The organism is Dyadobacter frigoris (genome assembly GCF_005280585.1).
In the GTDB taxonomy this organism is placed as follows: Bacteria; Bacteroidota; Bacteroidia; order Cytophagales; family Spirosomataceae; genus Dyadobacter; species Dyadobacter frigoris.
In genome coordinates this window covers 83,856-96,687 of the sequence record NZ_SZVO01000016.1, presented here as the reverse complement: position 1 = coordinate 96,687, position 12,832 = coordinate 83,856, and the positions used below count along the sequence as shown (strand labels likewise).

The following is a 12,832-nucleotide window of genomic DNA, read 5'->3' as shown; positions in this document are numbered from 1 at the left end:
CTGATTTCCATCTAAAAAACAAAAATCACCAAACCAAGTAATATGGCATTAAGACCCCCGAGTGGACGTTTCAGAGTAGTAGAAGAACCTTACAAAATCAATGAGCGCATCACAGCAAAAGAAGTTCGTCTGGTTGGCGAAAATATTGAAGCTGGCGTTGTAGATATAAATACCGCGAGAGCAATCGCAAAAACACAGAATCTTGATTTAGTTGAAATAGCACCTACCGCTGTGCCACCGGTGTGTAAAGTAGTTGACTATTCAAAATTCAAATACGAGCAAAAGAAGAAACAGAAAGAAATTAAAGCCAAAGCTCAGAAAGTTGTCATTAAAGAGATCCGTTTCGGCCCAAATACAGATGACCACGATTTTGACTTTAAGCTTAAACACGCTATCAATTTCCTTAAAGAAGGTTCTAAAGTAAAAGCATACGTTCACTTTGTCGGTCGTACGATCGTGTTCAAAGAAAGAGGTGTTAATTTGCTTAATAAATTTTCGGAAGCACTTACGGAATATGGTAAGGTCGAAATGGAACCTAAACTGGAAGGAAAGAGAATGACAATCATTCTGGCTCCTTTGCCTCCAAAAAAATAGCTTTTTTTAGCTGTTGGCTTTTAGCGATTTGCAGTTAGCTAAGTAGGCGCAACAAGATCATGGCTTGATTTGATAGATATATTTTTCTTTTTAAAAGAACAAAAGATCGTGTTAGAGACAATTGTCTTTGACACGATTTTTGTTTTAAATGGAAAATGACTAATTTTGCGCGCTGTTTTATATTTTTTCAACTATTACATTTTTGTATCATGCCTAAAATGAAAACCAATTCTGGTGCTAAAAAGCGTTTTGCGCTTACTGGTACTGGTAAAATTAAACGCAAACATGCGTTCCACAGTCACATTTTGACCAAAAAATCAAACAAACGTAAGCGTGGTTTGGTTAAAACAGGTCTTATTGATGTGTCTAACCACAAACAAGTATTGGCATTGCTTGGGAAGTAATTCCGAAAAGCCAAAACAATACCAAATACCATTTCGGTTTTTTGTTCAACCCGATAGCCGGCCTTAAAGTCTCGATAATGAGCGCCGTCAATCAAAAACAGTTAATATTATGCCACGTTCGGTAAATCATGTTGCGTCACGCGCAAGACGTAAAAAAGTGTTAAAGTTAGCGAAAGGCTATTTCGGCCGTCGTAAAAATGTTTGGACCGTAGCTAAAAACGCTGTTGAGCGTGGTTTGCAATACGCGTACAAAGGCCGTAAACAAAAGAAACGTAACTTCCGCGCATTGTGGATCCAACGTATCAACGCTGGAGCACGTTTACACGGATTATCATATTCTGCTCTTATGGGCAAGATTAATGCGAAAGGCATTGAATTAAACCGTAAGGTACTTGCCGATTTGGCAATGAACCACCCGGATGCATTTAAAGCAGTCGTTGATCAGGTAAAATAAAACAGCAACCCGCTTCGGCGGGTTTTTTTATGTTTAGGGGTATCGTTACTTTTAGTTAAATTTTAGTCTTAGCTATATACAACTAAACGTAACAATCATGCTCGACCAACTTCTAGGCCTTATTCAGGAACATTCCCAACAGGCAATCGTACAAAACCCCGAAATTCCGAATAGTCAGAATGCAGATGTAATGCACACTTTGATGGGATCTATTACCGGCGGACTTCAAGACCAGGCACAATCAGGAAATATTCAGGGAATTATGGGATTGTTGTCGGGAAAAGAAACCGGCGGCGGAATCATGAACAATCCTATTGTTGCCTCGATTGCCGGAAATGCAGTTTCTGCTATCATGCAAAAATTCGGTCTTAGCAGCAGTTCCGCAGGTGGAATTGTTTCATCAGTTCTTCCTGGCGTCTTAGGCGGCCTTATCAATAAAACAAGCAATCCTTCTGATGGCAGTCTTGACTTTAACAGTATACTTGGCGGCTTGCTGGGTGGCGGTGGAGCAACAGCAGCATCTCCGGCAGCGACAGCAAGTTCCGGATTTGATTTCAATCAAATAGGTTATGCCCTGGCCGATGGAAAACTGGATATGAATGATGTAATGTCAATTGGAAAAAGTTTTATGGGTGGAAGCAGCAGCACTCCTGCCACACCAAATCAACCAAAAGAAGAGGGATTTGATTTAGGCGGAATGCTTGGCGGACTTTTCGGCGGAAAGTAGGTATAATTTAAATAATATATAAAAGCTGTAAACAAGGGAATATCCCGGTTTACAGCTTTTTTTAATAAAAAAAAGTTATTAAAAGTATTTTCCTTTTAAAAGATAACCGTAATTTAATGAGCCGGAAATTATAAAGCGTGGTACATTAGCGAAAATTTCAGGTAATACTGAATGAGATTTCCCAAACCCGTTATATTCAACCCATGGACTCAAGACGAGAATTTATTAAAAAAGCGGCCATGCTTTCCGGCGGAGCCGGCCTTTTAAGTGTACTACCTCTCTCAATTCAAAAAGCATTAGCCATAGATCCTCAACCAGGAAGTACCTATCTGGATGCTGAACATGTGGTTATTTTAATGCAGGAAAATCGTTCTTTTGATCACTGTTATGGCTCGCTTCGTGGTGTCAGAGGCTTTAATGATCCAAGAGCTATTTCTTTGCCAAATAAAAATCTTGTATGGCTGCAAACTAATGCAGCTGGTGAAACTTACACACCGTTTCGCCTGAACATGAAGGATTCCAAAGCAACCTGGATGGGCTCCTTACCTCATTCATGGCCAAATCAGGTGGATGCGAGAAATGAAGGGAAATATGACAAATGGCTTATTGCGAAACAGGCGGGCCATAAGGATTACACAAAAATGCCTTTAACGCAGGGTTTTTACAACCGCGAAGACATTCCGTTTTATTATGCACTCGCTGATGCTTTTACCGTTTGTGATCAGAATTTTTGTTCTTCACTGACCGGAACAACGCCAAACCGTCTTTTTCTATGGACAGGAACGGTTCGTGAAAAACAAAATACAGAAGCATATGCAAACGTCCGCAATGAAAATGTAGAATACGAAAAGCAGGCCAATTGGACAACTTTCCCTGAGAGACTGGAAGATCATGGCGTTTCATGGAGAATATATCAGAATGAAATAAGTCTTCCGATGGGCTTTGAAGGTGAAGAAGAATCCTGGCTGGCCAATTTTACGGATAATCCGATTGAGTGGTTTACTCAGTATCATGTTCGTTATTCGACAGGCTTTCAAAAACATTTAAAAAATCAGGCTGCACAATTACCAAAAGAAATAACTGACCTTGAAAATAAAATCAAAACACTGGCGCCGGGAAAAGATGCTGATTTAGCACAAAATGCATTAAAGGAAAAGCTTGGTTTACAGGAAATTGTAAAAAAAGAGCTGTCAGAATGGAGCACTGAAAATTTTGCCAAGCTATCCCAGAGAGAGAAAAATCTTCATCAGAAAGCATTTACTACTAATATAAAAGATCCGGATTATCATGAAGTCACTTCTTTCAAATATGAAGAAGGTGAAACAAGTCGTGAAGTAAAACTACCAAAGGGTGATGTACTTCATCAATTCAGAGATGATGTCAAAACCGGAAAATTACCAACAGTTTCCTGGCTTGTGGCTCCTGAAAACTTTTCCGATCACCCAACTTCTCCCTGGTATGGCGCTTGGTATGTGTCAGAAGTTATGGACATTTTGACAAAAAATCCTGAGGTCTGGAAAAAAACCATTTTCATTCTTTGTTACGACGAAAACGACGGATATTTCGATCACGTTCCTCCTTATGTCGTTCCAAATCCATACAAAGAAGATACCGGAAAAACATCTGAGGGTATTGACACAAAGGTTGAATTTGTGACTTTGGAGCAGGATATGAAGAAAAAAGCCAAAAAGGAATCTCGCGAGAGCCCTATTGGTTTAGGATTCCGAGTTCCGCTTTTAGTAGCATCACCGTGGAATCGTGGCGGAAATGTTTGTTCGGAAGTATTTGACCATACATCGGTAATCCAATTTCTGGAAAAATTTACAAGTCACAAATCCGGTAAGAAAATTGAAGAAACAAACATCAGTGCATGGAGACGGACTATTTGCGGTGATTTGACTTCAACTTTTACACCTTATGACGGACAGAAAATTCCGCTGCCAGCTTTTGTTAAACATGATGAATTTATTGAGGGAATTCACAAGGCAAAATTCAAAGGGCTACCAAATGGTTACAAATCCTTATCAGCTACTGAAATTTCCCAAATAAATCAGGATCCGTCAGCCTCACAATATATGCCTCAACAGGAAAAAGGGACGCGCCCGGCCCGTGCCCTGCCCTATCAGTTATATGCTGATGGTCACCTCAGTGCGGATAAAAAATCCTTTGAAATAAAATTAAAATCGGGTAATACTATTTTTGGAAAAGATTCTGCGGGTTCTCCATTTATGGTTTATGCTCCCGGAAAATACAAAGATGAAAATGTAAAAGTCTGGAATTACGCAGTCAAACCGGGTGATGTATTGAACGATTCTTATAAAATTGGAAATTTTGAAAACCAGAATTACCAACTTCGTGCTTACGGGCCGAATGGTTTTTTTCGTGAATATACCGGCAATGTAAATGACCCGCTGGTTGATGTTCAATGTGAATATCAACTTGATAAAAATAAAAAGCCTACCGGAAATATTGAGCTGATTATAAAAAATACAGATCCTAAAAATAAAATAACAGTTGAGATTGCAGACAATGCATACAAAAGCGCGGGGCAAAAAAAGACTCTTGAAGCTGCAGGCTCAAAATCTTCAACTACTGTAATTGTCTTAAACCTTGAAAAAAGCCACAGCTGGTATGATTTCAGTCTAAATTTTGAGGGACATAAAGAAACTCAAAAGAGATTTGCAGGGCATGTGGAAACAGGTAAGGAAAGTATAAGTGATCCGTTGATGGGCCGAATTTCCTGATTTCTTTGAAAAGGGCGAATAAAATTTACTCGCCCTTTTCTTCTTCCTATGCTTCAAGCCTATCGTCATAGGTAATAAAATAAGGTGGCAAATAATAGCCAGAATATTTCTCCACTAATTACGTGGATTTTTATTATCAAAAGTCCCGTACTGGTTATTTCCTGATGTAATAATCGTCAATCATAGCATTTTTTTAATTGAAAGGTACCCTGACTGACAGAAATGGCATATCAGTCTTCACATTTCAGATAAAACCGCCATTCAAGTCAGTATTTACAGCTTCGGGAAAGTTGTCCAATGGAATACGCAACGCAAAGGTTAAAGTGTATTGAACAAAAAATTCTCCCACCCGTTTTGTGAAAAATAAAACAAACATGAGCCGTAAGAGAATTTATATCTACACCTCTTATATTTGAATATTTACCACCTGTTGATCAACGTATTAGCTATCACAGCTAACATTAAATTACCGATAAACCTGGCGTCAATCAATCCTGAAACCCGATTTTACCTAATTGGGCCAGGTTTAATTCTTAACAATTTCCGCTGTCTAAAAGACTCTTTTTTAAGGCTGTCAAAACTGACACTTTGTCACTGCAATTATCCATTTGTATAGTCTGGTACGGGCTTTTTAAAGAGTAATGAAACACGACAGGAAATTGAAAGAGGCCTCGTCGCGAATCAGGAAATAAATAATATTTAACTTTAATATATAACAATGGGAAAAATTATTGGCATAGACTTAGGAACCACTAACTCCTGCGTAGCTGTCATGGAAGGTAATGAGCCTGTCGTAATCGCAAATAGCGAAGGTGCTCGTACGACTCCTTCTGTAGTTGCGTTCATGGACAATGGCGAACGTAAAGTAGGTGCGCCTGCAAAACGTCAGGCAATCACCAATCCCAAGCATACGATTAGCTCCATCAAGCGTTTCATGGGTAAAAAATATGACGAGGTTTCCAGTGAAATGAAAACCATCGCATATAGTGTTGAAAAAGGTCCAAACAACACGCCACGAATTCCAATCGGAGATCGCTTATACACTCCACAAGAAGTTTCGGCATTCATTTTACAGAAAATGAAACAAACTGCTGAAGATTATTTAGGAGTAGAAGTAACAGAAGCAGTAATTACTGTTCCGGCTTATTTCAATGATGCTGAACGCCAGGCTACCAAAGAAGCAGGTCAAATTGCTGGTTTGGATGTAAAACGTATCATAAACGAACCTACTGCTGCTGCCTTGGCTTATGGTCTTGACAAGCAACATATTGATATGAAAATTGCTGTTTTCGATTTAGGTGGCGGTACGTTTGACGTATCTGTGCTTGAATTGGGAGACGGAGTTTTCGAAGTAAAATCAACAGATGGTGATACCCACCTTGGTGGTGATGACTTTGATCAGGTAATTATCAACTGGCTTGCTGCTGAATTCAAAACAGACGAAGGTGTAGATCTTACAAAAGATCCTATGGCTTTGCAGCGTTTGAAAGAAGCTGCTGAAAAAGCAAAAGTTGAATTGTCGAGCTCAACACAAACGGAAATCAATTTACCATACATTTTCCCGGTAGATGGTATTCCTAAACACCTTGTTCGGTCATTGACTCGTGCCAAATTTGAACAATTGGCTGACAGCTTGTTCCAACGTATGATGGAACCTTGCAAAAGAGCAATGAAAAACGCAAATTATTCAAACAGCGATATCAGCGAAGTAATTCTTGTTGGTGGATCAACGCGTATTCCTCGTGTTCAGGAAGAAGTTGAGAAATTCTTTGGAAGAAAACCTTCGAAAGGTGTTAACCCTGATGAAGCGGTTGCTGTTGGAGCTGCAATTCAAGGTGGTGTATTAACAGGTGAAGTGAAAGATGTTCTTTTGTTAGACGTTATTCCTTTGTCTCTTGGTATCGAAACTTTGGGTGGTGTTTCTACAAAATTGATTGAAGCTAACACGACTATTCCTTCCAAGAAAACGGAAGTATTCTCAACTGCTGCTGATAACCAGCCTTCTGTTGAGATCCACATCTTGCAGGGAGAACGTCCTTTGGCGAATCAAAACCGTACTTTGGGTCGCTTCCATTTATCTGATATTCCACCAGCACAACGCGGTACTCCTCAAATTGAAGTAACGTTTGACGTTGATGCGAATGGTATCCTGCACGTTTCTGCAAAAGATAAAGGAACTGGAAAAGAACAAAAAATCCGTATTGAAGCTTCAAGTGGATTAACAGATGCTGAAATCAACCGTATGCGTGAAGAAGCGAAAGCTAACGAAGCATCTGATAAAGCAGAACGTGAAAAAATTGAAAAGATCAATACAGCGGACAGTCTGATTTTCTCAACTGACAAACAGTTGAAAGAATTTGGAGATAAATTGTCTGAACCAAATAAAACTGCTATTGAAGGTGCTCTTGCTGAATTACGCACTGCACATCAGACTCAGGATTTGGCTGCTATTGATTCTTCAATGGAAAAACTTAACGCTGCATGGCAGGCTGCTTCCCAGGAAATGTATGCTCAGGGAGGCGAAGGTCAGCAAGGTGCTCCTAACCCGCAAGGAAATGGAACTGCCAGCGAAAGTGCCGGAGCGGAAGACGTTACAGACGTGAATTTCGAAGAAGTTAAATAAGGAATACAAAATGAAAAGATCCCCTTCGAAAGTTGGGGATTTTTTTTCAGCTAAAATTTAAAAAGTGCGTAATTAATCTTCATGGGTACGTCATTAAGCTGGATAAAATCCTGGCATAAATTTTTAATACTAAGAGCAACACATTCAACAATTAATCAGATCAAACCGACTTTTATGGACGCAATGATGACATTACCTGAATTGAAATATTTGTCTCCTACGACACGTGAAAAAGCAATGACCATTGCGCAGGAATTAATTAGAACATCCAACATTTCGCCCAAAGATGCAATATCAAAAGCCATTTTGATAGCAAAAAACTGGGCCGTTAAAAATGTGACAAGAAGTGTTTGGAAAAAATTAAAATCAATCGATAACGAAGCGATATGAGCACTCCTGATCAGCGGTTTAAAGACAAAGTAGTTATTGTTACAGGATCCAGCTCGGGAATTGGTAAGGCTTGTGCCGTTTATTTTGGTCAGCTTGGTGCCAAGGTTGTTGTCAATTACAGTGCAAATGCGGATGCCGGTAATGAAGTTTTAGAAGAGATTACAAAAAATGGCGGAACTGCCATTCTCGTAAAAGCGGACGTGAGTAAAGAGGAAGAAGTAAAAGCAATGTTTAACCAAACCATTGCTACTTATGGAAGACTGGATATTCTTGTAAGCAATGCCGGACTTCAGCAGGATTCTTCTTTTCTTGAAATGACATTGCAGCAGTGGCAGAAAGTTATTGACGTAAATCTTACTGGTCAGTTTCTTGCCTGCCGGGAAGCAGCTCGTCAGTTTGTTGCTCAGGAAGCCGCCGCATCAAAAGATGAACCCAATCATAGCGAATTATCTATCGGAAAAATCATATTGATGAGTTCTGTTCATGATATCATTCCATGGGCCGGTCATGTTAATTATGCAGCCTCAAAAGGTGGGATTATGATGTTCATGAAATCCATTTCACAGGAACTTGCTCCTCACAAAATTCGTGTAAATTCTGTCAGTCCGGGCGCTATCAAAACTACCATTAATAAGGAAGTCTGGTCGGATCCTGAAAAATATAAAGGTTTGCTTAATCTGATTCCTTACAAAAGAATTGGAACACCACAGGATGTAGCAAAAGCAGTTGGCTGGTTAGCCTCTGACGATTCTGACTATGTGAACGGTGAAACACTTTACACTGATGGAGGTATGACGCTGTATCCTGAATTTGCGGATAATGGCTGATAATATCATTTTTTTAGGCTGAAAATGAAAAAGCACCAGACGATTTTGTCTGATGCTTTTGTGAAAGGGGATAATTTTATGCTCTAGACTTTTTTATTATTTCATAATTGTGACCCAGCCTTTATGTTCTTTTTGTAACACTGGATTTGACAGAACGTAGTAGTACATTCCTCCAGACAAATTATTACCGTCCCAGGTATTGTCATAGTTTTCATGTAGATAAATTTGTTTCCCCCACCTGTTATACACTTCCAGTTTCCAAGTTGATAATGTAACATGATCAATTTCAAAGAAATCATTTTTACCATCAGAATTTGGGGTAAAAACATTAGGTATAATACCAGGACAAGGATATAGCTCCACTTTGACTGTATCAGATGAAGGACATTGGGAAGATAAAGAATAAGCTATAAATTCTCCTGAATTTTGTACCTTGAATTCACTGTTTTCAGTTTCATCCTGCCATTTCACAACTCCACCATTTTCATTCCGCAACTGAATAGCGTTGTCTTCACAACTTCTTAAATCAGGACCAAGATTTACCGGAGAAACTACTTCTACGTTTACCGTATCCCTGAACTGGCAGCTTTTATAGGATAATGTCAGACTAAATTCCCCCCCCGACTTTATGAGATAATTACTGTTGACATTCCGATCCTGCCAAAGGAAATTATAAGGTTTTAGACTATCAAGGTTGAAGTTATAGCTTTCATCCTGGCAAAATACCAAGTCCTTGCCTAAAAAACCTGTTGGAGGGATAAACGGGACATCTTGCTCTTCAACCAGTATGTCGTCAATTAAATAATATGGCGATCTTTGGGTTGTATAAAAAGTGGGTATAAAAGTAGTCGAACGATCATCAGAAAAATTCCCAATTGTTAAATACTCATAATTGTCAGCTGCAATAAAACAGCCCGATATTTTTGTCCATTGACTTGTATCTTTTATTACCGCGTTAGAAACAATTTGAGGATTGGCATGAATTACCGGATATTTCTTTTTTTCAACAGTCCCTATCGGTTCCACTGTGAACGCTGCTCCAAGTTTATTGGTGGCTAGAGAACTTCCAAAGTCCCGTATGGCGAAATATTCGGCATAATATACACTCCCCTTTTTCATAGGTTGTTTTAATCTCACCTGAATATACTCCCTGTATTCGGAAACAGTTGATAAATTGTTTACAGTAAGATTATTGGCAGAAGATGTGATCAATCCCGCACACATTTTACCGTTACGCGTCAGTTGCCTGCTATTGGCAAGAAATGCCGGGTAGCAGATCCTGGAAGTATCGGAATACCATACATCACTGCTCCCGGAAGTAGGTGTATACCATTCTTCAATATAATCCTGAATTCCAAAAGGGCTATCCGTTGGTATTATCCCGCAAGGTCTTTTTTTAACTTGTTCAAATCCAGGGTTAGGGACTAAATTCTGTCCATGTAATCCTAATAAAGACGAAAAAAACAAACATGTTAAAATGCACGTCCGAGTGAAATGACAGGCCATGGCATAAGAAGGTTTTTAGCTTTGAATTTAGGGGAGAATTTCTCGCTTGAATCCTCTGAGAAATTCTTTATAAATGGCAGTAAAAGACCCGCCCGGAATAACCATTTCCCTTGCGCAGCCTGATACCGATATCCTCCCCGAACAGCCATGTACCAGGGTGCAGACAGGGTTATAAGGGTGCTGCTTTTATAAGTTTCATATCTCTTTCTATCCTGGTGCATGGTAAAAAGACCCAACTCCCAATGATGTTTTATACTTTGGCTGATCACTCCAAGTTCCGCGGTAATAGCCTTTTGATGTGTATCTCCCCAATTTTTATAGATGCCACCGATTTTCACATTCCAGGCTAGCTTTTGAGTCGAATAAAATATTCTTTCGTAATTAATTGAAATAGGTACAAAAGAATCGTCTCCACCGCTTGCTTCCAACTGGATTGAATTAAGCTTTACAAACTTGTGGGTGTTTTGAGCAAATGTCCCTGAATTTACCAACAGGATCGAAATAATTAGATTATATATTTTCATATAAATTCATATCTAAAAATAATGGGCTGGAAATAGCTGAGACCTCCAGCCCGGTTATTAACTATTCTAAAATAATTTTCGATTTAGTAATCTCATCACCCATTTTTAAATGTACAAAATACACCCCTCTTGAAACGTCTTTAATATCCCATTTAATGTTGTTTTGCGTTTTAAAATAATTATTTGCCCCGTCTTTTCCTCTTTGCACACCAGTCTGTCTAATTACATTATCTTTCTCATCTAGTAATGTAGCACTTTCAAACAGATAACCGGCAGCTTCTACATTTTCAAATTCAATTGATAATACGTCTTTTGATGGATTAGGATATATTCTATAAAAACCGCCAGCAGAAGTAGTTGATAGGTAAAATGTTTGCCGATAATTCGTGCCCTGTCCACACCTGTTAGTCGGCGTAACAACAACTCTGACAAAACTTGAAAATGAGACCTGGCAGGAGGAGCCATTCGGAGACAAACTTCCGCTCCCTCCCTCTATTGTCCAGGAGTAACTACCAACACCTTGGCCGGCTACGCTTAAATTTGCCCAGCCTCCGGGAATTACGTTAAACGATTGATTAGTGCCCCCATTTACCTGGGGATTGCTCAAAATCGGAGTTCCATAAAAAAGTGGAGCTGATGAAGATGTATTTGTAAAACCAGCGCATTCGGTATATAACGCTGTAACAGTCAATGTTCCAACATTTCCATTTGTAAGTCCTGATGGAAAAATAACACTGTTAGCACCTCTTACGGGATTACCAGTTATGGTTCCATTATTCAGATTCCAGCCGCTTGATGCTGACCACTCATATGCACAGTGAAAATAACAGTCAGCTGCATTATTCTGCAAATATGGAGAGGATGATATTGCAACAGCCTCATTTGCGCTACACCCAATTACCAATCAATTATTTGGTGTATATGGAGATGGAGGACTTTTTGAAACCGTTATAGACTGAGAAGATATTAACGTTAAGCCAGCCGGAGTTCCGTATGCCCTTATTGTGATCACCACATCTCCCGCAGAATTGCCAAAAGCATGGCTTATACTCATTGATTCAAATGGATTTCTGAAATGTTCAGAGTCGGTTGGCTCATAAAATGAATAGCTCCATCGCTCAGTTCCAATAGGTAGACCACTAACTATATAAGTAGCAGTATTTCCCGGACAAACCCTATTAGGCCCTGTTATACTCAAAGCAAAAGAGGAATTAAATATCCCAGAGCACACAAATATTAAAATAACAATAAAAAAACTTACATTTTTCTTATAATTTCTTACATGCAACAACGTGATTAGAAGATTTTTCATAATAATTAGTTTTAAAAATGAGGATTTATTTTACAAATAATTATAATTTTCCAACAATATAGAAAATAATTATATTTAAAATAAATATTACAATTAATATAATATTACTACTACAAGAATGAAGGCATCTTGCATTTAAAGTACTCTGAAATACACTTTCTGGCTAATACAGTAGACGTACATAATTAAAAATTGTAAAAAATTCAATTCCTCTTTCCAACCTTTTTTAGTTCACTTGTATCTTATAACTATAAAAGACATTAGCCATGAAAAAATATATCCTTATCACATTGTTCTGTTTTGTCTGCATAGCATGTGACAATAAATATGAGGACATGCCAAAAGCGCAGGAACTTGTAAGTAATATTTCATACCGCAAGCTGACTTCTGTAATGGTTTCAGGAATTCCGTTATCAGTAACAGTTTTGGAAATAAATGACAGCCGTTGCCCGATCAATGCCGATTGTATTTCAGTAGGAAAGGTGATCGTTAAATTTAGTTTATCTGATGGAGCCAATAACACTGAGGCATCAATAGAATTAATTAACGATGAAAAAGATAAGACGGTCCAGTCTTTCAAGTTAGGCGACCAATCTTATTCCATCAAAATCCACGAGGTTTCTCCCTATCCTGAAATTTTTAAAACGATAAATCCGGAAGATTATAAAGTAAGCCTTACCATAGAGAAAATATAAATCGTAACCTCTTTTTTTAGTGCCTTTTGCTA

At 38.7% G+C, this 12,832-nt stretch carries 13 protein-coding genes; 9 read left to right on the top strand and 4 right to left on the bottom strand.

Annotated features, from left to right (window positions below; genetic code table 11):
* Positions 1 to 42: 42 nt before the first annotated feature.
* The 8 genes from infC (at position 43) to FDK13_RS27515 (ending at position 8,763) form a co-directional block, all read left to right on the top strand.
* Positions 43 to 594 (top strand): translation initiation factor IF-3, encoded by a 552-nt coding sequence (gene infC, locus FDK13_RS27550; RefSeq protein ID WP_137343244.1) that lies wholly within the window; start codon positions 43 to 45, stop codon positions 592 to 594.
* 209 nt (positions 595 to 803) lie between these two features.
* Positions 804 to 998, top strand: coding sequence for a 50S ribosomal protein L35 (gene rpmI / locus FDK13_RS27545; RefSeq protein ID WP_137343243.1), 195 nt, complete (start codon positions 804 to 806; stop codon positions 996 to 998).
* Positions 999 to 1,107: 109 nt separating this feature from the next.
* A complete protein-coding gene (gene rplT / locus FDK13_RS27540) occupies positions 1,108 to 1,452 on the top strand; it encodes a 50S ribosomal protein L20 (RefSeq protein ID WP_137343242.1) in 345 nt (114 codons plus the stop codon).
* A 97-nt stretch (positions 1,453 to 1,549) separates the two neighbouring features.
* The gene (locus tag FDK13_RS27535; RefSeq protein ID WP_181956154.1) at positions 1,550 to 2,179 is read left to right on the top strand and encodes a DUF937 domain-containing protein; all 630 of its coding nucleotides are present in this window, start codon (positions 1,550 to 1,552) and stop codon (positions 2,177 to 2,179) included.
* A 203-nt stretch (positions 2,180 to 2,382) separates the two neighbouring features.
* Positions 2,383 to 4,923: a phosphocholine-specific phospholipase C gene (locus FDK13_RS27530; protein ID WP_137343241.1), complete on the top strand. Its 2,541-nt coding sequence runs from the start codon at positions 2,383 to 2,385 to the stop codon at positions 4,921 to 4,923.
* Between the two features lie 718 nt (positions 4,924 to 5,641).
* A complete protein-coding gene (dnaK, locus tag FDK13_RS27525) occupies positions 5,642 to 7,546 on the top strand; it encodes a molecular chaperone DnaK (RefSeq protein ID WP_137343240.1) in 1,905 nt (634 codons plus the stop codon).
* Between the two features lie 81 nt (positions 7,547 to 7,627).
* Positions 7,628 to 7,936, top strand: a complete 309-nt coding sequence (locus tag FDK13_RS27520) for a hypothetical protein (protein WP_229216235.1) — start codon at positions 7,628 to 7,630, stop codon at positions 7,934 to 7,936.
* Positions 7,933 to 8,763 carry an SDR family oxidoreductase gene (locus tag FDK13_RS27515; RefSeq protein WP_137343239.1) on the top strand — a complete coding sequence of 277 codons (831 nt, stop codon included), beginning with the start codon at positions 7,933 to 7,935 and terminating at the stop codon, positions 8,761 to 8,763. Before FDK13_RS27520 ends, FDK13_RS27515 begins: the two co-directional genes overlap by 4 nt.
* A gap of 96 nt (positions 8,764 to 8,859) precedes the next feature.
* On the opposite strand, the gene FDK13_RS27510 is transcribed toward FDK13_RS27515, so the two are convergent.
* The 4 genes from FDK13_RS27510 to FDK13_RS27495 all read right to left on the bottom strand — a co-directional run bounded on the left by FDK13_RS27510 (position 8,860) and on the right by FDK13_RS27495 (position 12,105).
* A complete protein-coding gene (locus FDK13_RS27510; RefSeq protein WP_170982932.1) occupies positions 8,860 to 10,230 on the bottom strand; it encodes a T9SS type B sorting domain-containing protein in 1,371 nt (456 codons plus the stop codon).
* A 5-nt stretch (positions 10,231 to 10,235) separates the two neighbouring features.
* Positions 10,236 to 10,793, bottom strand: coding sequence for a hypothetical protein (locus tag FDK13_RS27505; RefSeq protein ID WP_137343237.1), 558 nt, complete (start codon positions 10,791 to 10,793; stop codon positions 10,236 to 10,238).
* Between the two features lie 61 nt (positions 10,794 to 10,854).
* The gene (locus FDK13_RS27500) at positions 10,855 to 11,643 is read right to left on the bottom strand and encodes a T9SS type A sorting domain-containing protein (protein ID WP_137343236.1); all 789 of its coding nucleotides are present in this window, start codon (positions 11,641 to 11,643) and stop codon (positions 10,855 to 10,857) included.
* 54 nt (positions 11,644 to 11,697) lie between these two features.
* Positions 11,698 to 12,105, bottom strand: coding sequence for a hypothetical protein (locus FDK13_RS27495; protein ID WP_137343235.1), 408 nt, complete (start codon positions 12,103 to 12,105; stop codon positions 11,698 to 11,700).
* A gap of 266 nt (positions 12,106 to 12,371) precedes the next feature.
* Here FDK13_RS27495 and FDK13_RS27490 point away from each other — a divergent pair, with 266 nt between their 5' ends.
* Entirely contained in the window at positions 12,372 to 12,800 is a 429-nt protein-coding gene (locus tag FDK13_RS27490; protein WP_137343234.1) for a hypothetical protein, read from the top strand.
* Positions 12,801 to 12,832: the final 32 nt, after the last annotated feature.

What these genes read in the sequence shown, in the direction of transcription:
- FDK13_RS27515 (WP_137343239.1), top strand. Translation starts at nt 7,933, where the DNA reads ATGAGCACTCCTGATCAGCGGTTTAAAGACAAAGTAGTTATTGTTACA.
- FDK13_RS27520 (WP_229216235.1), top strand. Translation starts at nt 7,628, where the DNA reads ATGGGTACGTCATTAAGCTGGATAAAATCCTGGCATAAATTTTTAATA.
- rplT (WP_137343242.1), top strand. Translation starts at nt 1,108, where the DNA reads ATGCCACGTTCGGTAAATCATGTTGCGTCACGCGCAAGACGTAAAAAA.
- infC (WP_137343244.1), top strand. Translation starts at nt 43, where the DNA reads ATGGCATTAAGACCCCCGAGTGGACGTTTCAGAGTAGTAGAAGAACCT.
- FDK13_RS27535 (WP_181956154.1), top strand. Translation starts at nt 1,550, where the DNA reads ATGCTCGACCAACTTCTAGGCCTTATTCAGGAACATTCCCAACAGGCA.
- dnaK (WP_137343240.1), top strand. Translation starts at nt 5,642, where the DNA reads ATGGGAAAAATTATTGGCATAGACTTAGGAACCACTAACTCCTGCGTA.
- rpmI (WP_137343243.1), top strand. Translation starts at nt 804, where the DNA reads ATGCCTAAAATGAAAACCAATTCTGGTGCTAAAAAGCGTTTTGCGCTT.
- FDK13_RS27495 (WP_137343235.1), bottom strand. Translation starts at nt 12,105, where the DNA reads ATGAAAAATCTTCTAATCACGTTGTTGCATGTAAGAAATTATAAGAAA.
- FDK13_RS27505 (WP_137343237.1), bottom strand. Translation starts at nt 10,793, where the DNA reads ATGAAAATATATAATCTAATTATTTCGATCCTGTTGGTAAATTCAGGG.
- FDK13_RS27530 (WP_137343241.1), top strand. Translation starts at nt 2,383, where the DNA reads ATGGACTCAAGACGAGAATTTATTAAAAAAGCGGCCATGCTTTCCGGC.
- FDK13_RS27490 (WP_137343234.1), top strand. Translation starts at nt 12,372, where the DNA reads ATGAAAAAATATATCCTTATCACATTGTTCTGTTTTGTCTGCATAGCA.